Origin of the sequence: Curtobacterium sp. PhB137 (genome assembly GCF_003814955.1) — a bacterium.
Taxonomy (GTDB): domain Bacteria; phylum Actinomycetota; class Actinomycetes; order Actinomycetales; family Microbacteriaceae; genus Curtobacterium.
In genome coordinates this window covers 42932-67599 of the sequence record NZ_RKQO01000007.1, presented here as the reverse complement: position 1 = coordinate 67599, position 24668 = coordinate 42932, and the positions used below count along the sequence as shown (strand labels likewise).

Genomic DNA, 24668 nt, shown 5'->3' with positions numbered 1-24668 from the left:
CACGACAAGCTGATGTCCGACAAGAGGTAAGAGCATGTCCACCAGCGGCACCGTCGCCGCCGTCGACCTCGGGGCCACCAGCGGCCGCGTGATCCTCGGGCACGTCGACACCGACGGCGTCCGGATGGAGCACGTCGCCCGGTTCCCGAACGGCCCCGTGACCCTGCACGAGCACGACCGCGAGGCCCTGCACTGGGACGTCGTCGAGCTCCACCGACAGGTGACCGACGGCCTCCGTCAGGCGTTCGCCACGCACCCGGCGATCGTGAGCATCGGCATCGACTCGTGGGCGGTGGACTACGGCCTGCTGCGCGACGGTCGGCTGCTCGGGCTGCCGTACCACTACCGCGACGAGCGGCACGAGGGCGGCGTCGACCGCGTGCACCGACGGATGGACGCGGCCGAGCTGTACGCCCGGAACGGTCTGCAGCACCTGCCCTTCAACACGGTGTTCCAGTTCGCTGCCGACCCGTCCCTGCAGCTCGCGCAGCGGGCGCTGCTCGTCCCCGACCTGCTCGGCTACTGGCTCACCGGTGTCGAGGCGGCCGAGCGCACGAACGCGTCGACGACCGGGGTCCTGAACGCGACGACCCGCGGGTGGGACCCGGCGTTGCGGGCTGCTGCGGGCCTCCCGGCCGGCCTCCTGCCCACCCTGCGTGACCCGGGCGACCGACTCGGGCCACTGCTGCCGTCCGTCGCCGACGCCGTCGGCGGGCAGGCACCCGTCACGCTCGTCGGCTCGCACGACACGGCCTCCGCCGTCGTCGCGGTCCCCGCGACCGAACCGGACTTCGCGTACATCTCCTCCGGCACCTGGTCGCTCGTCGGCGTCGAGCTCGACGCACCCGTCCTGTCGGACGCGGCGCGCGACGCGAACTGCACCAACGAGGGCGGGGTCGACGGCCGCGTCCGGTTCCTGAAGAACGTGTCCGGACTGTGGTTGCTCTCCGAGAGCGTCCGCACCTGGGAACGTGACGGCGCGCGCATCGACCTGGAGGCCCTGCTCGCCTCCGCCGCGGCCGTCACGGCCCCGGTCCCCGTCTTCGACCCCGCCGACGAGTCGTTCACGGCGCCCGGCGACATGCCCGCGCGCATCGCCGCCTGGTGCGGCGACCACGGGCTGAGCGCGCCCGCGTCGCGGGCCGAGTTCGTGCGCTCGATCCTCGAGTCGCTGGCCGCCGCGTACGCGGAGACACTTGCGACGATCAGCACCATCACGGGCAAAGACGTCCGACAGGTGCACATCGTCGGCGGCGGATCGCAGAACCGGCTGCTCTGCCAGCTGACGGCCGACCGCACCGGGGTGCCCGTCCTGGCCGGGCCCGTCGAGGCGACGGCACTCGGCAACATCCTGGTGCAGGCGCGGGCAGCCGGACTCGGCGGCCTGCGCGGCGCCTCGCTCGAGGCCCTGCGCGCGACGATCGCCCGCACCGTCGAGCCCGTCCGGTACACCCCGCGTTCCTCCGACGCTTCCCTCCGCCAATCCACCTCGAGACGTAGGATGTCTGTATGACCTCGACCGACGACCAGCACCGCGTCGACCCCGCCACGGGCGCACCGGCAGCCACCCCGGGCACCCCGTCGGCCCGGCGGACCCCGATCAAGCGGCAGCTGCCGACGGTGCGTGACCTCGCGCCGCTCATGCAGTTCAAGAAGCCTTCGCTGCCCGGTCGGCGTCAGCGCCTCGAACAGGCCTTGACGATCTGGGACCTGCGCGACATCGCCGCCCGCCGCACCCCGAAGGCCGCGTTCGACTACACCGAGGGCGCCGCCGAGGCCGAGATCTCCCTCGCCCGTGCCCGGCAGGCGTTCGAGGACATCGAGTTCACGCCCGCGATCCTGCGCGATGTGTCGACGGTGTCGACGTCGCGGGACGTGCTCGGTGCGCCGGTCGCGTACCCGTTCGGCATCGCCCCCACCGGGTTCACGCGCATGATGCAGACCGAGGGCGAACGCGCCGGGGCCCGGGCAGCCGGACGCGCGGGCATCCCGTTCTCGCTCTCCACCATGGGCACCACGGCGATCGAGGACGTCCGTGACGCCAACCCGAACGGCCGCAACTGGTTCCAGCTGTACATGTGGAAGGACCGCGAGAAGTCGATGGCGCTGGTCTCCCGCGCCGAGAAGGCCGGGTTCGACACGCTGCTCGTCACCGTGGACGTGCCCGTCGCCGGCGCGCGACTGCGGGACAAGCGCAACGGCTTCTCGATCCCGCCGCAGCTGAGCGCCCGGACCGTGCTGAACGCCATCCCGCGACCGTGGTGGTGGTTCGACTTCCTGACCACCGAGCCGCTGGCGTTCGCGTCGCTCGACCGGTGGTCCGGCACCGTCGGGGAGCTCCTCGACCACATGTTCGACCCCACCGTCACCTACGAGGACCTCGCGTGGATCCGCGACCAGTGGAAGGGCAAGGTCGTCGTGAAGGGCGTGCAGTCCCTGGCCGATGCGCGTCGCCTGGCGGACATGGGCGTCGACGGGATCACGCTGTCGAACCACGGCGGACGCCAGCTCGACCGGGCACCCGTGCCGTTCCACCTGCTTCCCTCCGTGGTGAAGGAGGTCGGCATGGACACCGAGGTGCACCTCGACACCGGCATCATGTCGGGCGCGGACATCGTCGCCGCCGTGGCGCTCGGTGCGAAGTTCACCATGGTCGGCCGGGCGTACCTGTACGGGCTGATGGCGGGCGGCGAGGCCGGTGTCGACCGGATGATCCAGATCCTGTCGGAGCAGATCGAGCGCACGATGCGGCTGCTCGGGGTCACGTCGCTCGACGAGCTCGAGCCCGGGCACGTGACGCAGCTGCAGCGCTTGCAGCCGGTGCCGCGCGGCTGAGGCGGCGGGCAGCGGGCTGCCCGCCGTTCACCGCGCGTTCGAGTGCCGATTCGGGCGATTACCCCCGAACGGGGCACAAATGATGCAAGATGTCCGTGGACGCGTCACCGAACCCCTCGGCATCCTGCCCCCTGGCGCGCCGTCCCCTCCCCGCATCCTGCGCCCGAGCACCACGAGGAGCCCGACATCTCGACCCGAAGCACGTGCACGCCCATGCGCGGCACGACCCCCGCGCCCACCACCCTCACCACCGAACGGCACACCCGATGAGCCGCCGTCGCGCGATCCTGGCGGCAGCGACCGCCGGTTGCCTGGCACTCGGAGTCCCCACCGCCTCCGCCGCCTCCGCTGACAGCTGGTGGGGCTGGGGCGGACACCGCCACGGGCAGCACGCCCCGGTGACCCCCACGCCCACCCCCTCGGACACTGCGACCCCGGCCCCGTCCGACGACGAGGAGTCGGACACGACGCCGACGGAGACGCCCGCGCCGACCGCCGAGGCCGCGCCGATCGAGGACACCACCCCGACCGCAGAACCCGAGGCGGCTGCGCCCACCGACGACGCCGAAGCCGCGGAGTCGGAAGCCGACGACGCGGCCGAACCGCAGAACGAGGTCACCGACACCTCCGCTGCGCCGGCCGCCTCGTTCGTCGAGGACTTCACCACCGACGCCGTCACCGGCCTCGTCTCGCGGCTCTACCCGCAGTCGTGGCAGCCCTACCCCGACGGCACCTCCGGCATCTACGCACCGAGCAAGACCGTCTCGGTGCACGACGGCGTGATGGACGTCGCCCTCGGCACCGGAGCGGGGGCGGCCGGCACGTTCGGCTCCTCCGCCGGAGCCTGGGACCACGTCGGCGGCTCGTTCTCCGTCCGCGCCAAGGCGACCGGTGGCGACGGCAACGGCGCGGCGTTCATGCTGTGGCCGACGTCGGGCACCTGGTCCGACGGCGAGATCGACTTCCCCGAGGGCAACTTCGAGGACAGCCCCTCGGCCTTCCACCACTCGATGACCCCGGGCAAGGAAGCCGACCGCGTCCAGATCGGCACCGGCGTCTCGTGGCGCGACTGGCACACCTACACGGTGGACTGGGTGCCCGGACAGTCGGTGACCTACAGCGTCGACGGCAAGGTCCTCGACACGATCACCCACGACGTACCGACGACCCCGCACCGCTTCATGTTCCAGGTCGGCAACTGGGGCGACCAGGGCAACCTGCTCATCGACTGGGTCTCCACCACGGAGTGAGCGTTCGGCCCACTGAGTGAGCAGAAGACGTCGGGTTCCCACCAGGGACCGGACGTCTTCTGCTCACTGGCGCCTCGCTCGCAGGGTGGCCGACAGGCCGACCGAGGTCGACGTCAGTCCATGGCCTGATACCGAACGGCGCCGTCGGTGGACCGGTACGGGATCGAGAAGCTCGAGCAGATCACGCCGTTCTCGTAGTCGTCCTTGACCGTGTCCATGAAGGCGTACGCCTCGTCGTCTGTGGCGAAGACGCCGAGGACCGTGTTGTCCGGTGACTCGTCGTGCTGGACGATCCAGACCTCCCCGCCGGCGAAGGGCTTCGGGCGTCGGAAGAAGCGTGGCCCCGGGCTCCGTCTACTCACGATGGAGAGTGTAGGTGCGCGCTGTCCGTTGGCCGATCCTCAGCGCACACCACGGCTGGTGGAAGTCCGGCGCATCCACGCGGAGAGCCCGCCGCGATCTCGGCGCAGCCCGAGTGGGACACTGCCGGAGTGATCAAGAACATCCAGGTGGAGCTGAACATCCATGGCCAGCGGGGCTCTTCGGAGCACGTGACACAGCTCCTGGGTGTCAGGCCCGACGAACAGTACGAGATCGGCGACCTCAAGGGTGAGGGGCCCCACGTGTTCGACGTATCGATTTGGAACGTGTTCAGCGTCGTTCACGTCGATGAGATCCGCGCCGACCACGGGCAGGACCCTTGGGGGCGTGTGCAGTGGGTCCTGCAGCTGTTGCCAGAGAACGCGGCGGACCTTTTCGCGCATCTGCGCGAGGAGGGCTACGTGGTCAGCCTGTCGGTGTCCCTCATCACCGACCACAAGGAGAACACCTTCGTTGTGCCGGCGGAGGTGTTGCGCCAGGTGGGAGCCGCTGGGCTCGATCTCGAACTGACACCCGTGTCGACCGAGCACATGGAGATCTCGTACCGCGACGTCTGATGAGTCCCGGCGCCGTCAGTTCACCCGTGCGTCAGCGCGGCCGGCGCCACGTGATCACGTACCGCCACAGCGGGTGTCGGCGGTACTCGGACCCCATCAGGACCGCATGCGCGATGTGCTGGACCTGGGCGTACGAATGCGGTGGTGGCCAGCACGTCGGCGCGGAGTGCTCCCAGTAACCGCGCCGCCATGAGGACCAACGATGCTGCGCGACACCCGCCAACCCGAGCACGTGATCACGCAGCCGGGTGGGCTTCGCGAGTCCGACGACCACCAGGGTGCCACCTGGCGCCGTGAGGTCTGCGAGCCGCGCGAGCCCGGCTGACAGGTCGGGCAGGTGGTGCACCGTCGCGACCGAGGCCACCACGTCGAACTGCCGACCGAAGTCGTGTCCCATCACGTCACCGTGCAGCCAGTGGATCCCGGTGTCGGCGTTCGCGGCGCGGGTGGCGCGCAGGACGTCCCCATTCAGGTCGATCGCCGTGACGTCGAGCCCCGCGTCGTACAGGTCACGGGCGAGCAGACCGTTGCCGGTCCCGACGTCCAGGGCGGTGTTCCCCCCGTCCGGCACGGCATCGAGCACCCGGGCGTGGAAGTGCGTGTTGTGGTTCCAGCGCCGCTCCGGACTCGGGACGCGCTGGGTCACGGGCTGCTGGACTGCGGGACGGTCCAGGTTCCGCGCAGGGTGGCCAGCAGGTGGTCGATGTTCCGCAGTGCCCGTCGGGTCTCCCAGACGGAGTACGCGCACATCCCCACGAACAGCACCAGGATCGCCCACCAGAACGGACTGACCGTCAGAGCTGCCCAGACCGAGAAGGCCGCGAAGACGATGACCATGATCGGCACGATGACCCGGTTGTTCCGGTACCGCTTACGGGTCGACTCGAGCTCGCGGGTCCACACGACGTGGTCGACGTCGTCCGGCAGGTCTCCGGAGCGCACCGCTCGCTGGATCGCGGCAGCACCCTCGGTGCCACCCGCTCGGCGGCGACGGTAGGCGATGAGGAAGCCGAAGAACACCGTCATCAAGACGGCGGAGAAGAGCGATCCGATCGCGCGAGCGGCCAGACTGCCACCGTCGGGGTTCGAAGCCAGACCGATGGCGAAGTACAGTCCGCCGACCAGGACGAACACGATGGGCAGCAGTGCCGGCAGCGGGAGTCGTCGAAAGCGGTCCACGGTGTCTCCTCGTCGAATGTTCGAGTGGTCCTCGGTTCCTCCACCATGCCGACGGTGCCCGGGAGTCGGCTGAGCCTTCCCGCTCGAGTATTAGTTAGGTTAGCCTTACCTACATGGCACGGACGAATATGCAGGCGACCCGCACGAAGCCGGAACGCGTCGAGCTCCTCACCCTGCACGTCGTGCGGACCGAACGGATCTCGCCGTCCTTCATCCGCGTGGTGTTCGGCGGCGACGACCTGAGCCGATTCACCCACATGGGCTACGACCAGTGGTTCCGCCTGTTCCTGCCGGTGGACGGCGGTGACCTCACGCGGGCCCCGCAGAAGCTCGACACCGTGAGCTACCTGAAGTTCCTGACGATGGCGAAGGCGAGCCGACCGATCCTCCGCAGCTACACCGTGCGGAGCCTCCGCCGACTGCACCAGGGCGACGAGCTCGACGTCGACTTCGTGGTGCACGGCACTGGTGACGACCACGCACCGACCGGACCGACCGCGGCTGGGTGGGCACTCGGCGCACAGCCCGGCGACGTGGCCGGGCTCATCGACGAGGGCATCGGCTTCGACCGGGACGCCCTCGGTCGTCCGATCGCGATCGTCGCGGACGAGAGCGCCCTGCCCGCTGCAGCCGGGATCCTCGAGTCGCTCCCCCGTTCGACGAAGGGCACCGCGATCCTCGAGGTCCCGACGGACGCCGACGTGCGGACCATCGATGCCCCGACCGGCATCGACGTGACGTGGATCACCCGCGAACCCGGTCGACGTCCCGGAGCCGCGGCGCTCGACGCGGTCACCCGATCGTCGGTGAGCCCCGACCACGCTGCCTGGGTCGCCGGCGAGCAGTCCCTCGCCGGCGGAGCGCGACGCCACTGGGTCGGCGCGGGCATCCCGAAGGAGCGGATCGCCTTCACCGGGTACTGGCGCGCGGGCCGGTCCGGCTGACTGCGTTCGGGCACCTTCGGCGACTTCGTGAGCAGGAATGGTCGAGTGCCGATTCCCGACCCGACCATTTCTGCTCACGAAGCACGGCACACGGCGCACGGCCACCAGCGCCGCACGCCTAGGGTGGGCGGGTGATGGACGAGGGGCGAGCACGGGCGGCACTCGCGACCGTCGCAGCGAACGCGTGGGCGGATGCCGGGCCCGTGGCGGGCGAACTCACCGGTTCGACCACCCCGCGGCACGCCGCCGTCCTGATGCTCTTCGGCACGCTCGACCGCACCCCGAGCGACCGCCCGGCCGTCGCCGCCGACGTCCCACGCGACCTCGACGTCCTGCTGCTCGCGCGTGCCACGACCCTGCGCGCGCACCCGGGCGAGGTCGCGTTCCCCGGCGGACGGATCGACCCGGGCGATGTCGACGCCGTCGCCGCAGCCCTCCGCGAAGCGCGTGAGGAGACCGGGCTCGACCCGACGGGCGTCGAGGTCCTCGGCACGCTGCCCGCGGTGCCGCTGGCGTTCTCGAACCACCTGGTGCGCCCGGTGCTGGGGTGGTGGCGCGAGCCGTCTCCGATCCGGGTCGTCGACGAGCGCGAGTCGGCCGCGGTGTTCCGGGTCCCCGTGGCGGACCTGCTCGACCCGGCGAACCGCGGGGTCACGGTGATCCGACGCGGTGGTCAGGAGTGGCGCGGGCCGGGCTTCACCGTCGATGTGGAGCACGGCGACCACGACGACGGCGACGACCACCACGACGACCACCTGGTGTGGGGGTTCACCGCGATGCTGCTGGATGCGTTGTTCGACCGGCTCGGGTGGACCGAGGACTGGGATCGGGAGCGGGAACTGCCGCTCGATCGTCGACACTGAGCCGGTCGGTACCGCCCAGGGGGAAGGACAGCGGGTCGGCACGGACCGCGTCCACCGCGTGGGCGACGGCCCCGATGACGACGACGTCGCCGCCGAGCGTCGACGCCACCAGGTCGGGCACGGGGTCGAAGTGCCAGCCGTCGAGCAGGGCACGAGCACGGTCGATGACGGCGACCGCCGGCTGGGCGATCGCACCGGCGACGACCACGCGGTCGATGTCGAGCAGGCTGGCGAGCAGGACGCAGACGCGGGCCAGTCGGTCGCCGAGGCGGTCGACGATCGCCAGCGCCACGGTGTCGCCGTCCTGCGCCGCGCGGAACACGGCGGAGGCACCGGCGTCCACCGCGAGCGGACTGCCCGGCCGGACCTCGCCCGCAGCGACGGCCTCGGCGACCAGCGTCCGCGCCGTCGCGCCGATGCCGTCCGACGACCCGACCCCCTGGACGATGTCGAGCACACGCATCTCCCCCGCGCCGCCGTGGGCACCGCGGAGCAGCACACCGTCGACCACGAGGCCGCTGCCGAACCGCTCGCCGGAGAGCAGTGCGGCGAACGAGGCGTCCCCCGATGACGGCCGCTCGGCGAGCGCGGCGAGGTTCGCGTCGTTCTCGACGACGACGCGGCCGTGCGGGACGGCGCCGGCGAAGCCCGGGTTCATCCGGTCCCAGAAGCCGCCGTCGCCCGGCGATGCCCCGCCGGCGTCGACCGGCGCGGGGATGCCGACGACGGTGACCAGGACGCGGGAGCGGTCGGCTCCGGCGGCGGCGAGCGCGTCGTCCACGGTGTCGGCGAGGACTGCGAGCCGGACGGGGACCTCGAGTCCCGACTCACCGAGTGCCCCTTCGGCGCGCCCGAGCACGGTGCCGCGCAGGTCGGCGACGATGGCGGTGACCCGGTGCTGTCCGGCGTCCACGCCGACGACGACCCCGGCGGCGGTGTCGAGTTCGTAGCGACGGGCGGGCCGGCCGATCCGGTACTCCCCGGCGGCACGGGCGTCGTCGAGCTCGTGGAGCCAGCCGAGCCGGACGAGTTCCTCGCACGCGGCCAGCACGGTCGAGCGGGTCAGGCCGGTGGCGTCGATGGCCTCGGTGGCGGTGAAGGCGCCAGCGTCGAAGGCGTGCGCGAGCAGTGTCTCGGCGCTCGTTCGACGGGGTGGCGGCATGCCGTGACCTTATCGCGCAACGAGTTCCTTGCGTAATTAGATTTTGTCGCTAGATTTAGTCACGCGGTCGGCATCGGAGCCGATCGCAGGACGGAACGGCAGGGCTGCCGGGTCCGGACGGACGGAGACGACGTGCAACCACACGCCACGACCAGGACGGCGGCATCGGTGAGCCGACGCTCGTTCCTGCTCGGAGCCGGCGGCATCGGAGCGGGCCTCGCGCTCGCCGGGTGCGCCCCGATCGGGTCCTCGAGCGCCAAGCCGGAGACCATCACGTTCTACGTCTCGAAGCCCGAGGTCATCGGGTACTTCGACGGCGTCATCGCGCAGTTCCACGACAGCCAGTCGAAGGTGCGGGTCGTCCGCGACTCAACCTCGAGCATGTCCGCGAACTTCGTCCGGAACCGGCCGCCGGACCTCGGCTGCTGGAACTACAACTTCTCGGTCGTCCCGTTCGTCGAGCACGGAGCCCTGACGGACCTCTCCGACCTGTCGCAGGCCGACACGATCAACCCGGACCTGTGGCCGCTCATGCAGCAGACCGCCGACTACCCGGGTCGCAAGAGCGCGCTGCCGTACTCGGTGACCGCCGCCTCGGTGATCTACAACAAGGCACTGTTCGCCGAGCAGGGGCTCGAGGTGCCGACGACGTGGAGCGAGTTCGCCGATCTCTGCGGGCGGCTGCAGCAGGCCGGCATCGCCCCGATCTACGGGACGTTCAAGGACAACTGGACGATCGCGCAGGGCATGTTCGACTACACGGTCGGCGGTGCGATCGACACCCCGAAGACGTTCGACGCACTGCGACGCGAGGGCACGAGCGTCGGCAAGGACTCGTCGGTGTCGTTCGAGAAGGACCTCCGGACGCCGATGGAACGCATGACCCAGCTGCGCGCATGGCACCAGGACGGTGCCGCCAGCCGCGGCTACGGCGACGGCAACCTCGCGTTCGCACAGGGCAAGGCCGCGATGTACCTGCAGGGGCCGTGGGCGCTCGGCGAGATCGCCAAGACGAACAAGGACATGGACCTCGGCACGTTCCCGCTGCCCGTCACCGACGACGCCGCGGACAACAAGGTGCGGGTGAACGTCGACCTGGCGCTCTGGATCCCGGAGGCGTCCCGCAAGCAGGAGGCCGCCCGCGAGTTCCTGACGTTCCTGATGCAGTCGAAGGTCAACGACAAGTACAACGCCGACAACAACGGCTTCGGTGTCCGCAAGGACGCTCCCCCGGCGTCGAACCCGGCGCTGACCGGCATGCAGTCGTACTACGACGACGCCGCCTTCTACCTCGGTGCGTCGCAGCTCATCCCCGCCGAGATCCCGGTCGCGAACTACGCGCAGTCGATCGCCTTCGGCGGCGACCCGCAGCGCCAGCTCCGCACCCTCGACGCCGACTGGGCGCGTCTCGCGCTCCGCACGGCCGCGTAAGGAGACGTCCCATGGCAACCACGACCACCGAAGCCATCACGACGGCGGACCGCCGCCGACGTGGCGGAGCCGCCCCGGGCCTCCCGTCCGTCACCCACAAGCGGAAGCGGATCGAACCGCTCTTCCTCGCCTTCCTGCTCCCCACCCTGCTGCTCTTCACGCTCGCCATCACGCTGCCGGCTGTGATGGGCATCGTGCTCAGCTTCACGAACTCCGTCGGCTTCGGTGAGTTCCGCTTCATCGGGCTCACGAACTACGTCGCGGTGTTCTCCGACCCCGCGATCCTGCAGGCGTACCTGTTCACCCTCGGGTTCTCACTCGTCACCGTGATCGTCGTCAACGCGATCGCGTTCCTGCTCGCCATCGCGCTGACGTCGAAGATCCGCGGCAAGATCGCCCTCCGCGCGGTGTTCGTGCTGCCGATGGTCATCTCGGGCATCGTCATCGCGTACGTGTTCTCGTTCCTGTTCGCGAACAGCCTGCCGGCCCTGGCCAGTGCGATCGGCTTCGGTCCGCTCGAGCAGAGCATCCTGGCGAACCCCGACCTGGCGTGGGTCGCCATCGTGATCGTCACCGCGTGGCAGGCGATCCCGTCGACGCTCCTCATCTACATCGCCGGGGTGCTGTCCATCCCCGGCGAGGTCTACGAGGCAGCTGCCCTCGACGGCGCGAGCGCGTGGCGGCAGCTGATCTCGATCACCGCACCGCTGACGGCCGGCTACATCCTGATCAACCTGGTGATCGGGTTCAAGAACTTCCTGAACTCGTACGACATCATCGTCGGCCTGACCGACGGTGGCCCCGGCACCTCGACCACGAGCGTCGCGATGTCGATCTTCAAGGGCTTCAACGGCGGCGACTACGCCTACCAGATGGCCAACGCCACGATCTTCTTCATCATCGCGGTCGTCATCGCCGTGATCCAGCTGCGGGCGACCCGCGGGAAGGCAGCGCTCTGATGACCATCCAGACACCCCTCCGTCCGGGGACGACGAAGACGGGCAGCATCAGATCGGTCGACGCCGACCGGACCGCCGGCCGCCGCGGCGGCAACGCCAACTGGCCCGTCACCGTCGTCCTCGTGCTCTGCGCGCTCTCGATCCTGGTGCCGCTCTACGTCACCCTGACGATGGCGTTCAAGACGACCGGCCAGGCCGTCGACGGCAACGCGTTCTCGCTGCCGGCACCGTTCAGCGTCGACGGCTTCGTGCAGGCGTGGGAGCTCACCGACTTCCCGCGGGCGTTCGGCGTCTCGGTGCTCGTCGCCGCGATCACCGTCGTCGGCACGATCCTGCTCGCATCGTTCACGGCGTTCGCGATCGCCCGGAACTGGGACCGTCGGCTGTTCCGCTGGTCGTTCTTCTACCTGCTCGCCGCCATGTTCCTGCCGTTCCCGGTGCTCGCGCTGTCGCAGGTGAAGCTCACCGGCCTCGCGCACCTGGACAACCCGTTCGGCGTCGCGCTGCTGCACGTCATGTTCCAGCTGTCGTTCAGCGTGCTGCTCTTCACCGCGTTCCTGCGGTCGATCCCGGCCGAGCTCGAGGAGAGCGCCCGCATCGACGGCGCGAGCACCGGCCAGGTGTTCTGGCGGCTCGTGTTCCCGCTGCTGGCACCGATGAGCGCCACCGTCGGCATCTTCGCGTTCCTGGCGTCGTGGAACGACTTCGTGATGCCGTCGCTGATCACCTCGGACCCGGCGTTGCAGACCCTGCCGGTGCTGCAGCAGATGTTCCAGACCCAGTTCAGCAACAACTACAACGTGTCGTTCGCCTCGTACCTGATGGCGATGGCCCCGGCGATCATCGTCTACCTCGTCACGCAGCGATGGGTGATGGCCGGTGTGACCCAGGGCGCCATCAAGTGAGCAAGACGACCGACCCGGCCGGTACGACCGAACCGACCGACACCGCCACGAACCACGAAAGGCCCGTCGTGACCGACACCCTCGCCCAGCCCGCCACCACTGCCACCGACGAGACCTGGTGGCGCCAGGCGAGCGTCTACCAGATCTACCCGCGCTCCTTCGCGGACGCGAACGGCGACGGCATCGGCGACCTGCCCGGCATCACCGAGCGCGTGCCGTACCTGGCGTCGCTCGGTGTCGAGGCCGTCTGGCTCAGCCCGTTCTACCCGTCCGCCCTCGCCGACGGCGGCTACGACGTCGACGACTACCGCGACGTCGACCCGAAGCTCGGCACGCTCGACGACTTCGACCGGATGGTCGAGGCGCTGCACGCCGCCGGCATCCGGGTGATCGTGGACGTGGTGCCGAACCACACGAGCGACCGGCACGAGTGGTTCCGCGAGGCGCTCGCCGCTCCGAAGGGCTCCCCCGCCCGCGACCGCTACGTCTTCCGCGACGGCACCGGGCCGTCCGGCGAACAGGCTCCGGCCGACTGGATCTCGATCTTCGGCGGCCCGGCGTGGACCGCGGTCGGCGACGGCCAGTGGTACCTGCACTCCTTCGCCAAGGAGCAGCCCGACCTGAACTGGGCGAACCGCGAGGTCCGCGACGACTTCCTGCACACCCTGCGCTTCTGGTCGGACCGTGGCGTCGACGGCTTCCGCATCGACGTCGCCCACGGGCTCGCGAAGGACCTGCCGTCCGGAGCCCTGCCGACCTGGGCGGAGCTCGCCGAGATCCCGAAGGACGGCTCGCACCCGCTGTGGGACCGCGACGACGTGCACGAGATCTACGCCGAGTGGCGGACCGTGTTCAACGAGTACACCCCGGCACGCACCGCGGTCGCCGAGGCCTGGGTCGCCGCCGATCGCCGCGCCCGGTACGCCAGTGCCGACGGTCTGGGGCAGGCGTTCAACTTCGACCTGCTCGAGGCCGACTTCGACGCCGGTTCGTTCAAGGAGATCATCGAGTTCAACCTCGGTCTGGCCGAGCAGTCCGGCTCGTCGACCACGTGGGTGTTCTCGAACCACGACGTCGTCCGGCACGCCACCCGCTACGCGCTGCCGGCGCGGAACGGCTCCCCCGACAAGCAGGGCGGCAAGTGGCTGCTCGCCGGTGGGTCGCAGGACGCGCTGGACCGCTCGCTCGGGCTGCGCCGCGCGCAGGCCGCGACCCTGCTCGAGCTCGCACTGCCCGGCTCCGCCTACCTGTATCAGGGCGAGGAGCTCGGTCTGCACGAGGTCGGCGACATCCCCGACGCCGACCGCCAGGACCCCGCGTTCTTCCGGAACCCGGGCGTCGACGTCGGCCGCGACGGCTGCCGTGTCCCGATCCCGTGGACCCGGTCCGGCCCGTCGTTCGGCTTCGGCTCCGGCTCCGCGCACCTGCCGCAGCCGGCGTGGTTCGCGGACGCCAGCGTCGAGGCCGAGGACACCGACCCCGACTCGACCCTGAGCCTGTACCGGAAGGCCCTCGGGCTGCGCGGCCAGCTGCAGTCCGAGGAGCACCTGGAGTGGCTCGAGACCGGCCGCGACGACGTGCTCGCGTTCCGACGCCCGAACGGCTGGACGAGCGTGACGGTGTTCGGTGACGAGCCCTACGAACTCCCCGCCGGCGAGCTGCTGCTCGCCTCGGCACCGGTGGCAGACGGTGCTCTCACGGGCGTGGGGACGGCCTGGTTGCGTTCCTGACGCAGGGTGCGCGTCGTGGACGCGACCAGGTGACGGACGGGAGGCACGGTGCAGGCAGGCACCGGGCCTCCCGTCCGCCGTGGGGTCACCATCTCGGGCCGCGACCGGCATCCGAGACGTCAGCCGCTGCCGGTAGGGTCGCCGCATGAGCGGGGCGACGATCAGCGTGCAGGACTTCGTCATGCGGTTCGGGGACCGGAACGTGGTCGACGGACTGTCGTTCGACGTCGCCGCCGGCGAGACGTTCGGCCTGCTCGGCAGCAACGGCTCCGGCAAGACCACGACGATCCGTGCCCTGCTCGGCATCACCACCCCGACCGCGGGCACCCTGACCATCGACGGCCAGCCCTACCGGCCCGCCACCGGTGGCATCGGGTACCTGCCCGAAGAGCGCGGGCTCTACCGCAAGGAATCCGTCATCGACGTGATGTCCTACTTCGGACGGCTCCGCGGGCTCCGAGGTCCCGAGGCGACGGCCTGGAGCATGGACTACCTGGCACGCGTTGGTCTGGCCGACCGCGCCAAGCTCCGCGTCGACAAGCTCTCCGGCGGGCAGCAGCAGAAGGTGCAGCTCGGCATCACGATCATGGACCGGCCGCGGCTGCTCATCCTCGACGAACCGACGAAGGGCCTCGACCCCGTGAACCGACGGCTGCTGCTCGACCTGGTCGACGAACGGAAGGCCGACGGCGCGACCGTCATCCTCGTGACCCACCACATGGACGAGGTCGAGCGGCTCTGCGACCGGATCCTGCTGCTCAAGGACGGCACCGCCGCCGCCTACGGGTCGATCCCCGACGTGCAGGACGCCTTCGGCGGCGCCGTCGCCCGGGTCGGCCTCGACGGACCGGTCCCCCGCTCGCCGCTGTACAAGCTCGCGCGGCACGAGGGGCACGTCGCCTACCTCGTGCCGACGTCCGCCGCCGCACCGGACGGTGCCGACATCCTCGCGGCGCTCGTGGCGGACGGTGTCCGCGTCACCGCGTTCGAGATGCGTCGGATCCCGCTCGACGAGATCTTCGTGCAGGTCTACGGCCACGACGCGCTCGCCGCCGCGGGGGCAGCAGCGTGAGCCGCCTCGGCACCGTCGTCCGGTTCGAGTTCGTCCGCGCGGTCAAGAAGCCCGCGTTCTGGATCGGCACGCTCGCGCTGCCGGTCGTCATCGTCATCGTGTCCCTGCTCGTCGGCATCGGACAGGCAGCCGGCACCGACTCGGTCGTCTCGGGCTCGTCCGCCACGAAGACCCCGTTCCGCTACGTCGACCACTCCGGGCTGGTGTCCGAGTCCGTCGCGGCGAAGTGGGGCGGGTCGCCGTCCACCGACGCCGACGCCGACCGCGCCGCCGTGCGTTCCGGGGACCTCGACGCCTTCATCTCGTTCCCGTCCTCCCCCTCGACCTCGCCGATCACCGTCGATGCCGCCGACCGCGGCCTGTTCGCGAACGGTGGCTACTCGTCGCTCGCCGAACGGGTGCTCGAGCAGAGCGTCGCCGCGACCGTCGACGCCCCCGAGACCGTCGAGCTCCTGCGTTCCCCACCGGCCACCGACGTCACGACCTACGCCGACGGGCACGTCGCGCCGGGATGGCTGTCGATCGTTCCGCCGTTCCTGTACGTCGCCGCCTTCTTCGGACTCGTCATCCTGCTCGCGGCACGCATGGTGACCGTCGTGGTCGAGGAGAAGGAGAACCGCATCTCCGAGATGATCCTGACCGCCGTCACCGCCGGCGACCTGATCCGCGGCAAGGTGATCGCGATGCTGCTCGTCGGGTTCGTGCAGGTCGGGGTGTTCGTCATCCCGGGGCTGGTCGGGATGCTCGCCGTCCTGCCACTCGTCGCCTCGCAGCTCGGCGGGCTGACGATCGACCCGTGGCGGATGCTCGTCGGCGCGCTGCTGCTCGTCGGCGGCGTGCTGCTGGCGTCCGGGCTGTTCGTCGCTGTCGGTGCCGCGGTGCCGTCGATCAAGGACGCCTCGGCACTGCAGTCGGCGGCGATCTTCGCCCTGATCATCCCGCTCTACGCGGCGTTCTTCGTGATGACCACCCCGACGTCGCCCGTCGCCGCGTTCTTCACGTACTTCCCGACGTTCACTCCCGTCACCGCCATGGTGCGGAACGCCGTCGGCTCGCTGAGCGTCACCGAGTCGGTGGTCTGCATCGTCGAGGTGTTCGTCGCCGCCGGCCTGCTGCTCTGGTTCGCCGAGTACCTGTTCCGGCACTCGGTCGCGCAGTACGGGTCGAAGGTGACGCTGCGCCAGATCGTGTCGTGGCGGCGGCGGTCGGTCTCCCGTTAGGGACGGCTCTGGGGTTCCCGCTCGGCTTCGCGTGCAGTCTGCTGGTGTTCCGCCGGTCGCTGGCGCTGCGGCGTCTCGCGCTCGGGGACGTCGGCGTCGAGGTCCCACGACGGCAACTCGTGCTGCTTCCAGCCCTGGCGGAGCGTCCGGACCGACCGGTCGAACTCCACCATGACGTCGATGTGGGGCCGGACGAGCATCTGGATCTGCAGTCCCTCGTACACCGCGAGCAGCTGCGTGGCCGCCTGGTACGACGGGATCGCCGATTCCTCGGCACCGTTGTCGAAGTCGCGCTGCAGACCGTTGCTGAGCTGCTCGACGTACTCGTCGAAGCGCTTGCGGAACAGCTCGGCGAAGCCGGACTCGGAACTCGCGACCGTGATCACGCCCGCGAGGACGCGGACGAGCCCCGGGTCGGCGACGTCCTCGGCCAGGGTCAGCCGGACGTGGTCGATCGTGCACGCCGGCGGGGTCTTCCGACGGGTGCCACGCAGCTGCGTCCACCGGTCGTACGTCACCAGCAGCAGCGCTTCCCACGCGGGGAACAACCGCTCCACGGTCTCGAGCGGGATGCCCGCGACCTCGGCCACGACCGAGGCGTCGACCGCGTCGAAGGGGTGCAGCCGGTAGGCGCGGATCGCTCCGCGGACGGTGCGCTCGGCGAGGGACTCATCGTCCTCGACGCGTTCGCCGTGCAGGGGTTCCATCCGACCATCCCATCGTGTGCGGTACCCCATTGTCTCGTCCCAGACCGGGGGCCGTCACATCCACGCCGGGTCGGCGTGGACCGGCTCGGCGTGGGCGGGCCGTTCAGCCGGGTCGTCAGCCGACTCGTCAGCCGACCGTGACGGGGGCCGCCGGCGGCTTCACCCGCTGCTTCGCCCAGACGAAGAAGCCGGTCAGCGTGAAGACGCCGTAGAAGACGTACATGAGACCCGACGCGTAGTACCCGGCCGAGAACAGGAGCGGGACACCGACCAGGTCGACCGCGACCCAGATGAGCCAGAACTCGACCCAGCCCTTCGCCATGCCGTAGGTGGCGAGCAGCGAGCCGACGAAGATCCACGCGTCACTCCACACCGGCTCGTACGACCCGAGGGCGCGGAACACCGGGGTCAGCAGGGCGGTCCCACCGACCATGCCGACGACCAGCAGGATCCGGGTCCGCCACGATGCCCAGTGCGGTTCGATCACGGTGGACGTGTCGTCGGGGCGGTGGGTCCAGCGGTACCAGCCGTAGATGCTCACGATGATGAACATCACCTGGCGGCCGGCCTGGCCGAGCAGGTTGACGGGGTTCGGGGTGTCGAACAGTGCGCCCATGAAGACGGTGAACAGGAGCGCGTTGCCGACCAGCCCGACGGGCCAGGCCCAGACCTTGCGGCGCATCCCGCCGAGCGCGCTGAGCAGCCCGAAGACGTTGCCGATCACCTCGCGCCAGAGCACCGTCTGGTCGCCGATGACGATCTGCGCGTCGAACAGCCAGCGCACGATGTCCATGGGCCCTCCTCGTTTCCGGTCGGTGCAACGGTCGGGGGACGTCCGGCATTCCGGTGATGATCGGGGTACAAACATGTCCTCCACAGGGTGGACAAAAATCACCCCCGTTTTGGGTCCATGCGAAAGCATGTTCCCACTTGTCCGCACTTTGGGGGACGAGTACCGTCGTCACCAGAGCGAGTCCAGCCCGCCCGAGCAGCAGATCTGCGCTCCGGAGCCCGGCGACCGCTCTCGGCAAAGGTCAGCCGCGACCCCTCACCCGCGAGGTCGATGACACCGTCCCACCGGCACGACGACCCGAATCACGAGCCGGTGGAATCCAGTGCGCCCCGAACGCACAGAACGGACCCGCCACCATGCACAAGATCGTCACCGGTGCCATCGCCGGCGCAGCCGGCATCGCCCTCCTCCTCGGTGGAGCAGGCACCTTCGCCCTCTGGAACGCCAGTGCCTCCAGCGCCGCGTCCTCGGTGAGCTCCGGCACGCTGACCCTCAGCGCGAACAACGACGGCGCCTGGACGGACATCACGAACGGCCGCTCGACCGCGATCAACCCCACCACCGCCCTGATGGTGCCGGGCAACACGTTCCAGTTCACGCAGACGCTGAACATCGGTGCGACCGGCCAGGACCTCAAGGCGAACCTGACCTACGCCAGCCAGTCGATCACCGGTGACTCCGCACTCCTCGCCGCGACGCAGAAGACCCTGGCCGTGACGTCCTCGAGCGCCACCGTCGTGCAGTCCACGTCGAACGCGAACACCTTCGTCGTCTCGCCGTCGGCGTCGACCTCGACCGTCAAGGTCGTCTTCACGATCACGCTGCCGTCCTCGGCGACGACCGGGCAGAACGGGTCGATCAACGTCGGCGCCCTGGCCTTCACGCTCACCCAGACCGCGATCGGTTCCTGATCCACCGATCGCACTGACGCGGGCCACGACCGGCCCCTGATCCGCCGGTCGTGGCCCGTGCTGGGCCCTTGTGGCCCGTCTGGGCCCTTGTGGCCCGTCTGGGCCCTTGTGGCCCGCACCAGCAGAGGCTCACGAGCACCAGGGGACGCACATGACCGGGACACCGAGGACGACGGGCCGCCACCGCGCGGCACGACGCCACCGGTGGATCCTGCCCGTCGCGCTCGCCCTGGTCGTCGCCGTCGCCACGGCGCTCCTCGGCGTCGGCGGGACCTACGCCCTCTGGAACGGCACCGCCAGCACCGCGGCCACCACCGTGAAGTCCGCGACCGCGACGATCACCGTCGGCACCCTGTCGACGATGAACACGACCGTCCTCGGACCGGGTACCGGGGTCACCGGCACCTTCGCCGTGAAGAACACCGGCTCGATCCCGCTCTCGATGCGCGTCGCCACGACGTCCACGAACGTCGCCTACGCGACGAACGCGTCGTCGGCGGCCGTCCTCGGCGAGCTGACGCTCCGTCTGACCAACGTGTCATCGGCTGCGGCCTGCACCACCGGGCTGTCCGGCGCGAGCGGCCGTCTCGCCGCCTTCGACACCGGTAGCGGTTCGTTCACGCTCCAGCCCGGTGCGAGCACCGTCGGCTGTGTCGAGCTGGTCCTCGACGCCGACGCGCCGCAGAGCGTGTCCGGCGCCGTCACCGACTTCACCCTCACCGTCACCGGAACGCAGGTCTCCGCATGAACCGCCGTCTCCGGCTCGTCGTCGCCGTGCTGCTCACCGCCGTGTTCGTCGGCGGTGGGTCGAGCGCCGCCTGGGCACTGTGGAGTGCGTCCAGCACCACGGCCTCGAGCGTCACGATCGGCAAGGTCTCCGCCTCGATCGCCGGCACGAGCGCGCTGACCACCACCTTCTCGTCCACGGTGACGTCGGTCACGAAGCCGATCACGCTCACCAACTCGGGCTCCATCGCCGGTACCGCGACGACCACCGTGTCCGTCGTCTCCGGCAGCTCGACGGCGCTCGCGCAGGCGGTCACCGTCGTCGCTTGGCCCGTCGCCACGACCGCGGCGTGCACGACGAACACCGCGGTCGGCAGCGGCTCGGTCACCGGCACCTGGGCGTCACTGCCGAGCATGACGTCCAAGCTCGCCGCCGGCGCCTCGGCCATCTGGTGCACCCGCAGCACGCCCAAGTCCTCGGCGCCGGCATCCGCCACGGCCAACGTGAACGTGAACCTCACCGTGGCGAGCGGCAGTTGGACGTCGGGCGTCGTGCAGGGCGGCTTCTACTTGAACACCTCCGCAGCGGAAGCAGCGCTGACCTGCAACGACCACAGCGGCAACTACGTCGACGTCACCTGGGACGCCGCAGGCCGCCCCAAGGAGACCTGGTACGCCGCCTACGTCGGGACCACGCCGGTCGGACAGAAGGCCCAGGACTACTCGGCGTTCATCACCATCGCCCCGAGCGACATCCCGGCGAGCGCGGGTACCTCCGGCACGCTCACCGTCACGGTCAAGGTCCTCGACAGCGCCGGCAACCCGACCTCGACCGTCGCCGGCAGCGGCCCGGTCACGCTCTTCACGCAGAACAACGGCGCGGCGATCCGGTGCGGCGCATGACCCGCGCGGCGGCTCGTCCCGAACGTGCAGAGCGCTCCGGTGGGCGTGCGGTCGTGCACGCCGTCGTCCTCGGTCTCAGCACCGGACTGCTCCTGCTGGTCGCAGCCCTCGCCGTCGTGCTCATCGTCGTCCCCAAGGCCACCGGGTCGATGCCGCTGACGGTCCTGACCCAGTCGATGGAGCCGACGCTGCCCCCGGGCACCCTGCTCGTCGTCCGCCCGACCGCCGTCGACGACATCGAGGTGGGCGACGTCGTCACCTACCAGATCGTCTCCGGCCAGCCGGCCGTCATCAGCCACCGCGTGACCTCGGTGTCCTCGTCGTCGAACGGGGCGCGCACGTTCGTCCTCAAGGGCGACAACAACGCGAAGGCCGACCCGCACCCCGTCACCGCCGCACAGATCCGGGGAGTCGTCTGGTACAGCATCCCCGAGATCGGTGTCGTCAACCAGCTCGTCAACGGCTCGCGGAGCTGGCTCATCCCGACCGTCGCCGGCGTCCTGTTGGCGTACGGCGGCGTGATGATCACCATCGGCACGGTCACGGCCGCGCGCCGTCGACGTGGGGCGTCCGGGCGCGGGCGACGTGCGACGGCCGGTCACGGGCGCCGCAGGGCATCGCACCGGCGCTCGGGGCAGGCCCCGGTCTAGGCTCGGTGGACGTGACCGACGGAGTGCAGCGAGCGAGGGAACTGCTGGACGACGCCGCACGACGGCTCCGTGCCGCCGGGGTGCCGGACGAGGCGCTCGGCGAGTACGCGCAGCCGAAGGCGGTGCTCGGCATCCGCCGCGAAGCGACCATGCGGCCCCTCGGTCGCGTGTGGCGCGTTGGTGCACTGCTGATCGGCTCGTCGCTCGAATCGGGCGGCCGGGTCTGGGCCACCGGGGCGATCACCCGGGTCACCGACCCGGGCCGGGCACAGTTCCAGTCGGTCTCGGCCGAGGTCCGTCGGGCCTACCGCGCTGCTGCGGCGAAGGGACACTTCGCGGCCGGCGACACCGTCAACCACGGCACCACGGCGATCGCGTTGGACGGAACGCTCGTCGACTCGACCGGTGTGCTCTTCGTCGAGGACGACGTGCCGCTCGTCCGCTGGTCACCGGCCGCGGGCTCCGCCGTCCCGCTCGCCGACTACCTGGCCGATCGCGTCGGGTTGCTCGTCGAACCGCCCCGGGGTGCGACCGACTGACCCGCTATCGTGACGGCATGGACGGACAGCAGCCGCGCGAACGACGCAACCCCTGGTGGGCGGTGCTGCTCGTCTTCATGTTCGGGGGCGTGCTGTCGTTGGTCGCCGGTCGGATGCTCCCATGGCAGGACCAGGACCGTCAGGACCCCGACTACTGACGACTGGCGGAGCCGCCCGACGGTCCGAGACCGAGGCAGAACGCCATCACTGCTTGCTGCACCGGGAGCAGTGCGGCCTTGAACCCGTGCCCGACGAACGCGGGGTGTTCCACGGCATCGGCGCTGACCTCACGGCCACGCACGAACGGCGGACACGGGTCGAAGCGGGCTCCCGTGGGCGCGACGTCGAGGAGCGCCGCGGTGATCCGGTACGACTCGAGGGCGTCGGCGTGCGCTCCGGGGCCGTCCGTCAGGATCACGTCCGCTGACCGCACGGCAGTCTCGAGGTCGTCGGTCCATGCAGCGCCCGGCGTTGCGAGGCCGGCCGGGCAGCATTGGACCAGGTCGAGTCGCAGGACTCGAGCAGCTTCCTGCCATGCCCTGGCGATGTTGCCGTCCGCCCCGACGAAGAGGAAGCGGAGCGACGAGATCTCCCCACGCTGCCGCAGTGCGTAGAGGTCGGAGAGGACCTCGCACGGGTGGTTCTCGTCGGTCATGGCGTTCACGACAGGCAGCGCATGCGCGGCAGCCAGTCCCTCGATGACGGCGAGGTCACGGTGACGCACCACGATGATGTCGACCCAGTTGTCGAGGTACCGGGCGACGTCTGCCAGCGCCTCTGGCTTGTCGAGCGTCGTGTCCGGGAACACGATCGGATCGAGCCCCATCAGCGAAGCACCCTGCTCGAACGTCACCCTGGTTCGCAGACTGGTCGGCGGGAAGAACATGGCTGCCGACCCCGCCGTCACCGGTCCCCGGCGGTGCTGGTACGCGTCGGCAAGCTCGAAGACCGCATGGACGTCGGACGGAGACCAGTCATCGAGCTTGGCGAGAGAACGCATCCCACCACCGTAGGGACTGTCCGGAACAGCGTGTGCTTGGAGGGTGTCAGCCTCAGCCGAACTCGTCCAGTCGATACGCCACCGATGCGCCGCTGAGGAAGACCACCTGGGCGCCAACGCCGACATCGGCTTGGATGCGCGCTGCCGTCCGGAGCCCGACGGCGCGGGTCTCGGCATCACCGAACGGCGTCCCGACTCGTTCGGTGAGGGCACGCCAGTGCACGATCGCCTTGGCGGTGCCATCACCAGCACCCGCGGCGCGTGCCGACCGGACGTCCCGCTCCCCGTCACGCAAGAACTCGACATCGGTTCCGGGTCGTGCACTCGGCAGCACGACGGCAGTACCCGCCTCGGCCACCGTGTCGATGCCGGCGCCGGCTCCGCACCAGACATGGGCTTCGTCGCCGAGCTCGAGTTGCACACGGCTCGCGAGCACGAACGCTTCGACGCGATGAGCGTCACGGACCGCTCCGGAAGGCCAGTCGAAGTCGGGCTCCCCGCGGGAATCGAAGACGTCGTTCCACGCCCTGAGGTCGTCCCGCAGCGGCCTGCTCAGCCCGAGAGATCCCGCATCAACGCTCCCGATGCACTCGCGCGACCCGCGGTACCAGAGCGGGGAGTCGTCGACCATGTACTCGGCCATCACGAGGACGATCGCGCTCACCACTCGCCCAGCGTACGACGCCAGAACGGGAGGGTGCGGGCACGGCCGGCGTGCACGACACTGTGATCGACATGATTGCTTCGTCTGTGCACGACCACCTTCGCCGCGGCCGATGGAGCAGCGTCATCGGGCTGACGCTCGTGATCGTGGTGTCGCTCACCGCCTGCTCCGGCCGTGCGACGCCGGTTGACGACGCTTCCGCCTGGATGGAGAACGTCCAGGATCGGTGGGCGGACCAGCCCGGCGAACTCGGCGCTGGTGCCGGAACCAACGACGCGTCGAGTCGGCTGTCCCTGGGCGTCGCAGACGGCGGCGAGCGCGCACACGTCCGCGTGTCCCTCGCCTGCCAGGGACACGGAACCGTCCGCATGGCCGTCTGGGGCGGTCGCATCGCCGACGGCGCTGACACCGGCAGGGAGCTCGCGGCGCGCTCGGTCCAGTGCGGCCACGACGAAGACCTCTACGTCGTGACCTCGGCCGACTCGATCACCATCGGGCCCACGTCGGGCGACTCGACCGTCAGCTGGTACGCCGCCGCCTACGCCGACCTCGCGGCGCAGACGCACTGAGCGGAGCTAGCGGACGGCATCCCACCCTGCGGGCACCTGCGGGGCGGACCAGTTCGGGTCCGGCACCCACCGCGACCAGTCGGTCTCGAACGGGAACGAGCCCGCGTGCACGGCCGCGGCGGCATCCTCGCCGGTGCGTTCGATCATCGCGCGGTCCGCTTCCGTGACCAGGCCCTCGTCCCTGTAGAACGCGAGTTCGTCTTCGTCCTTGTACCGAACCGACCAGCGGCCCGCATCGTCTCGGGTCGCGATGACGTCGAGGGTCCAGTCCTGGCTGTCGAAGCCGACGGACGTACGCACCCACGGCAGCTCGAGGTTGATGTACCAGTCCGGCAACCATTGCGTCCCGTCGTGCCAGCGCCACACCGACCACGCTGCGCCCTTCGGGTGCACGCGGACCACGGTCGCTCCGCACCAGCTGTCCTCGACGTAGGAGCCGTCCCAGTCCGAGGGGAGGACGAGCCGCGCGTTCGGCCCGCTGCCGGTACCGGCCCGGCGACGGACCGCGGAACCGAGCGGGCTCGCGACCACCGCGACGTCGTCGTCATCGACGAGGACTCGACCCGCGACGGCGAAGGCGACGGCTCGACCGTGCGAACCGAGCGCGTGCAGACTGCGGAGGACCACGGATTCACCGGAGCGGAACGGTTCGCTCCGCACGTCGTTCGCAACATCGTCGTGCATCCGGCGATGCTCTCACAGCGGCGTCGGGCGATGT

28 protein-coding genes are annotated in these 24668 nt (G+C 70.3%); 19 read left to right on the top strand and 9 right to left on the bottom strand.

What is annotated here, in order from left to right:
- Positions 1-34 precede the first annotated feature (34 nt).
- From EDF28_RS12385 to EDF28_RS12375, 3 genes are all read left to right on the top strand, one after another.
- On the top strand, positions 35-1513 hold the full coding sequence (locus EDF28_RS12385; RefSeq protein ID WP_123938517.1) for a rhamnulokinase family protein: 1479 nt from the start codon (positions 35-37) through the stop codon (positions 1511-1513).
- A gap of 128 nt (positions 1514-1641) precedes the next feature.
- Positions 1642-2835 (top strand): alpha-hydroxy acid oxidase, encoded by a 1194-nt coding sequence (locus EDF28_RS12380; protein WP_123292314.1) that lies wholly within the window; start codon positions 1642-1644, stop codon positions 2833-2835.
- A 266-nt stretch (positions 2836-3101) separates the two neighbouring features.
- On the top strand, positions 3102-4085 hold the full coding sequence (locus EDF28_RS12375) for a glycoside hydrolase family 16 protein (RefSeq protein WP_123938516.1): 984 nt from the start codon (positions 3102-3104) through the stop codon (positions 4083-4085).
- A 113-nt stretch (positions 4086-4198) separates the two neighbouring features.
- Here EDF28_RS12375 and EDF28_RS12370 read toward each other — a convergent pair whose 3' ends face one another.
- Positions 4199-4447, bottom strand: a complete 249-nt coding sequence (locus EDF28_RS12370; RefSeq protein ID WP_235035885.1) for a hypothetical protein — start codon at positions 4445-4447, stop codon at positions 4199-4201.
- Between the two features lie 129 nt (positions 4448-4576).
- Here EDF28_RS12370 and EDF28_RS12365 point away from each other — a divergent pair, with 129 nt between their 5' ends.
- Entirely contained in the window at positions 4577-5023 is a 447-nt protein-coding gene (locus EDF28_RS12365; protein ID WP_185094233.1) for a DUF4279 domain-containing protein, read from the top strand.
- Between the two features lie 31 nt (positions 5024-5054).
- Here EDF28_RS12365 and EDF28_RS12360 read toward each other — a convergent pair whose 3' ends face one another.
- Entirely contained in the window at positions 5055-5669 is a 615-nt protein-coding gene (locus EDF28_RS12360; RefSeq protein ID WP_123938514.1) for a bifunctional 2-polyprenyl-6-hydroxyphenol methylase/3-demethylubiquinol 3-O-methyltransferase UbiG, read from the bottom strand.
- The gene (locus tag EDF28_RS12355) at positions 5666-6202 is read right to left on the bottom strand and encodes a hypothetical protein (protein ID WP_123938513.1); all 537 of its coding nucleotides are present in this window, start codon (positions 6200-6202) and stop codon (positions 5666-5668) included. The genes EDF28_RS12360 and EDF28_RS12355 overlap by 4 nt, the downstream gene beginning before the upstream one ends.
- Before the next feature lie 113 nt (positions 6203-6315).
- On the opposite strand from EDF28_RS12355, the gene EDF28_RS12350 reads away from it, so the two are divergent.
- Positions 6316-7146, top strand: coding sequence for a siderophore-interacting protein (locus tag EDF28_RS12350; protein ID WP_185094232.1), 831 nt, complete (start codon positions 6316-6318; stop codon positions 7144-7146).
- Between the two features lie 134 nt (positions 7147-7280).
- A complete protein-coding gene (locus tag EDF28_RS12345) occupies positions 7281-8009 on the top strand; it encodes a CoA pyrophosphatase (protein WP_123938512.1) in 729 nt (242 codons plus the stop codon).
- Here EDF28_RS12345 and EDF28_RS12340 read toward each other — a convergent pair.
- Positions 7915-9171 carry an ROK family protein gene (locus EDF28_RS12340; protein WP_123938511.1) on the bottom strand — a complete coding sequence of 419 codons (1257 nt, stop codon included), beginning with the start codon at positions 9169-9171 and terminating at the stop codon, positions 7915-7917. The two genes, EDF28_RS12345 and EDF28_RS12340, sit on opposite strands and share 95 nt — an antisense overlap.
- Before the next feature lie 168 nt (positions 9172-9339).
- Here EDF28_RS12340 and EDF28_RS12335 point away from each other — a divergent pair, with 168 nt between their 5' ends.
- From EDF28_RS12335 to EDF28_RS12310, 6 genes are all read left to right on the top strand, one after another.
- On the top strand, positions 9340-10602 hold the full coding sequence (locus EDF28_RS12335; protein WP_243698072.1) for an ABC transporter substrate-binding protein: 1263 nt from the start codon (positions 9340-9342) through the stop codon (positions 10600-10602).
- A gap of 11 nt (positions 10603-10613) precedes the next feature.
- Positions 10614-11561 (top strand): carbohydrate ABC transporter permease, encoded by a 948-nt coding sequence (locus EDF28_RS12330; RefSeq protein WP_123291962.1) that lies wholly within the window; start codon positions 10614-10616, stop codon positions 11559-11561.
- Entirely contained in the window at positions 11561-12466 is a 906-nt protein-coding gene (locus EDF28_RS12325) for a carbohydrate ABC transporter permease (protein WP_123291961.1), read from the top strand. Before EDF28_RS12330 ends, EDF28_RS12325 begins: the two co-directional genes overlap by 1 nt.
- A 68-nt stretch (positions 12467-12534) precedes the next feature.
- The gene (locus EDF28_RS12320) at positions 12535-14196 is read left to right on the top strand and encodes a glycoside hydrolase family 13 protein (protein WP_123938758.1); all 1662 of its coding nucleotides are present in this window, start codon (positions 12535-12537) and stop codon (positions 14194-14196) included.
- 145 nt (positions 14197-14341) lie between these two features.
- Entirely contained in the window at positions 14342-15268 is a 927-nt protein-coding gene (locus EDF28_RS12315; protein WP_123338726.1) for an ABC transporter ATP-binding protein, read from the top strand.
- The gene (locus EDF28_RS12310; RefSeq protein WP_123938510.1) at positions 15265-16488 is read left to right on the top strand and encodes an ABC transporter permease; all 1224 of its coding nucleotides are present in this window, start codon (positions 15265-15267) and stop codon (positions 16486-16488) included. The genes EDF28_RS12315 and EDF28_RS12310 overlap by 4 nt, the downstream gene beginning before the upstream one ends.
- Here the strand turns inward: EDF28_RS12310 and EDF28_RS12305 are convergent.
- Together EDF28_RS12305 and pnuC are read right to left on the bottom strand one after the other, a co-directional pair.
- Positions 16485-17195, bottom strand: coding sequence for a hypothetical protein (locus EDF28_RS12305; RefSeq protein ID WP_123938509.1), 711 nt, complete (start codon positions 17193-17195; stop codon positions 16485-16487). The genes EDF28_RS12310 and EDF28_RS12305 overlap by 4 nt on opposite strands.
- A gap of 127 nt (positions 17196-17322) precedes the next feature.
- On the bottom strand, positions 17323-17988 hold the full coding sequence (gene pnuC / locus EDF28_RS12300) for a nicotinamide riboside transporter PnuC (RefSeq protein WP_123938508.1): 666 nt from the start codon (positions 17986-17988) through the stop codon (positions 17323-17325).
- 356 nt (positions 17989-18344) lie between these two features.
- Between pnuC and EDF28_RS12295 the strand changes: the two genes are divergently transcribed.
- The 6 genes from EDF28_RS12295 to EDF28_RS19260 all read left to right on the top strand — a co-directional run bounded on the left by EDF28_RS12295 (position 18345) and on the right by EDF28_RS19260 (position 21875).
- A complete protein-coding gene (locus EDF28_RS12295) occupies positions 18345-18899 on the top strand; it encodes an alternate-type signal peptide domain-containing protein (RefSeq protein WP_123291956.1) in 555 nt (184 codons plus the stop codon).
- Positions 18900-19050: 151 nt separating this feature from the next.
- Positions 19051-19647, top strand: coding sequence for a TasA family protein (locus tag EDF28_RS12290; RefSeq protein WP_123938507.1), 597 nt, complete (start codon positions 19051-19053; stop codon positions 19645-19647).
- Complete coding sequence (locus EDF28_RS12285) at positions 19644-20528, top strand: hypothetical protein (RefSeq protein WP_123938506.1); 885 nt, start codon at positions 19644-19646, stop codon at positions 20526-20528. Before EDF28_RS12290 ends, EDF28_RS12285 begins: the two co-directional genes overlap by 4 nt.
- Positions 20525-21178 carry a signal peptidase I gene (locus EDF28_RS12280; protein ID WP_123938505.1) on the top strand — a complete coding sequence of 218 codons (654 nt, stop codon included), beginning with the start codon at positions 20525-20527 and terminating at the stop codon, positions 21176-21178. The genes EDF28_RS12285 and EDF28_RS12280 overlap by 4 nt, the downstream gene beginning before the upstream one ends.
- An 11-nt stretch (positions 21179-21189) precedes the next feature.
- Positions 21190-21717 (top strand): hypothetical protein, encoded by a 528-nt coding sequence (locus tag EDF28_RS12275; protein WP_123938504.1) that lies wholly within the window; start codon positions 21190-21192, stop codon positions 21715-21717.
- Between the two features lie 17 nt (positions 21718-21734).
- Positions 21735-21875: a hypothetical protein gene (locus EDF28_RS19260; protein ID WP_165901085.1), complete on the top strand. Its 141-nt coding sequence runs from the start codon at positions 21735-21737 to the stop codon at positions 21873-21875.
- Here the strand turns inward: EDF28_RS19260 and EDF28_RS12270 are convergent.
- Positions 21869-22717, bottom strand: coding sequence for an ornithine carbamoyltransferase (locus EDF28_RS12270; protein ID WP_123938503.1), 849 nt, complete (start codon positions 22715-22717; stop codon positions 21869-21871). The genes EDF28_RS19260 and EDF28_RS12270 overlap by 7 nt on opposite strands.
- Before the next feature lie 52 nt (positions 22718-22769).
- Complete coding sequence (locus EDF28_RS12265) at positions 22770-23381, bottom strand: hypothetical protein (protein WP_123938502.1); 612 nt, start codon at positions 23379-23381, stop codon at positions 22770-22772.
- Positions 23382-23452: 71 nt separating this feature from the next.
- Here EDF28_RS12265 and EDF28_RS12260 point away from each other — a divergent pair, with 71 nt between their 5' ends.
- On the top strand, positions 23453-23950 hold the full coding sequence (locus EDF28_RS12260) for a hypothetical protein (RefSeq protein WP_123938501.1): 498 nt from the start codon (positions 23453-23455) through the stop codon (positions 23948-23950).
- A 6-nt stretch (positions 23951-23956) separates the two neighbouring features.
- Here the strand turns inward: EDF28_RS12260 and EDF28_RS12255 are convergent, their stop codons facing one another.
- Positions 23957-24577 (bottom strand): DUF402 domain-containing protein, encoded by a 621-nt coding sequence (locus EDF28_RS12255; protein ID WP_185094231.1) that lies wholly within the window; start codon positions 24575-24577, stop codon positions 23957-23959.
- Positions 24578-24668: the final 91 nt, after the last annotated feature.

What these genes read in the sequence shown, in the direction of transcription:
- EDF28_RS12305 (WP_123938509.1), bottom strand. Translation starts at nt 17,195, where the DNA reads ATGGAACCCCTGCACGGCGAACGCGTCGAGGACGATGAGTCCCTCGCC.
- EDF28_RS12280 (WP_123938505.1), top strand. Translation starts at nt 20,525, where the DNA reads ATGACCCGCGCGGCGGCTCGTCCCGAACGTGCAGAGCGCTCCGGTGGG.
- EDF28_RS12350 (WP_185094232.1), top strand. Translation starts at nt 6,316, where the DNA reads ATGGCACGGACGAATATGCAGGCGACCCGCACGAAGCCGGAACGCGTC.
- EDF28_RS12260 (WP_123938501.1), top strand. Translation starts at nt 23,453, where the DNA reads ATGATTGCTTCGTCTGTGCACGACCACCTTCGCCGCGGCCGATGGAGC.
- EDF28_RS12285 (WP_123938506.1), top strand. Translation starts at nt 19,644, where the DNA reads ATGAACCGCCGTCTCCGGCTCGTCGTCGCCGTGCTGCTCACCGCCGTG.
- EDF28_RS12290 (WP_123938507.1), top strand. Translation starts at nt 19,051, where the DNA reads ATGACCGGGACACCGAGGACGACGGGCCGCCACCGCGCGGCACGACGC.
- pnuC (WP_123938508.1), bottom strand. Translation starts at nt 17,988, where the DNA reads ATGGACATCGTGCGCTGGCTGTTCGACGCGCAGATCGTCATCGGCGAC.
- EDF28_RS12330 (WP_123291962.1), top strand. Translation starts at nt 10,614, where the DNA reads ATGGCAACCACGACCACCGAAGCCATCACGACGGCGGACCGCCGCCGA.
- EDF28_RS12325 (WP_123291961.1), top strand. Translation starts at nt 11,561, where the DNA reads ATGACCATCCAGACACCCCTCCGTCCGGGGACGACGAAGACGGGCAGC.
- EDF28_RS12340 (WP_123938511.1), bottom strand. Translation starts at nt 9,171, where the DNA reads ATGCCGCCACCCCGTCGAACGAGCGCCGAGACACTGCTCGCGCACGCC.
- EDF28_RS12385 (WP_123938517.1), top strand. Translation starts at nt 35, where the DNA reads ATGTCCACCAGCGGCACCGTCGCCGCCGTCGACCTCGGGGCCACCAGC.
- EDF28_RS12345 (WP_123938512.1), top strand. Translation starts at nt 7,281, where the DNA reads ATGGACGAGGGGCGAGCACGGGCGGCACTCGCGACCGTCGCAGCGAAC.
- EDF28_RS12270 (WP_123938503.1), bottom strand. Translation starts at nt 22,717, where the DNA reads ATGCGTTCTCTCGCCAAGCTCGATGACTGGTCTCCGTCCGACGTCCAT.
- EDF28_RS19260 (WP_165901085.1), top strand. Translation starts at nt 21,735, where the DNA reads ATGGACGGACAGCAGCCGCGCGAACGACGCAACCCCTGGTGGGCGGTG.
- EDF28_RS12315 (WP_123338726.1), top strand. Translation starts at nt 14,342, where the DNA reads ATGAGCGGGGCGACGATCAGCGTGCAGGACTTCGTCATGCGGTTCGGG.
- EDF28_RS12375 (WP_123938516.1), top strand. Translation starts at nt 3,102, where the DNA reads ATGAGCCGCCGTCGCGCGATCCTGGCGGCAGCGACCGCCGGTTGCCTG.
- EDF28_RS12380 (WP_123292314.1), top strand. Translation starts at nt 1,642, where the DNA reads ATGCAGTTCAAGAAGCCTTCGCTGCCCGGTCGGCGTCAGCGCCTCGAA.
- EDF28_RS12295 (WP_123291956.1), top strand. Translation starts at nt 18,345, where the DNA reads ATGCACAAGATCGTCACCGGTGCCATCGCCGGCGCAGCCGGCATCGCC.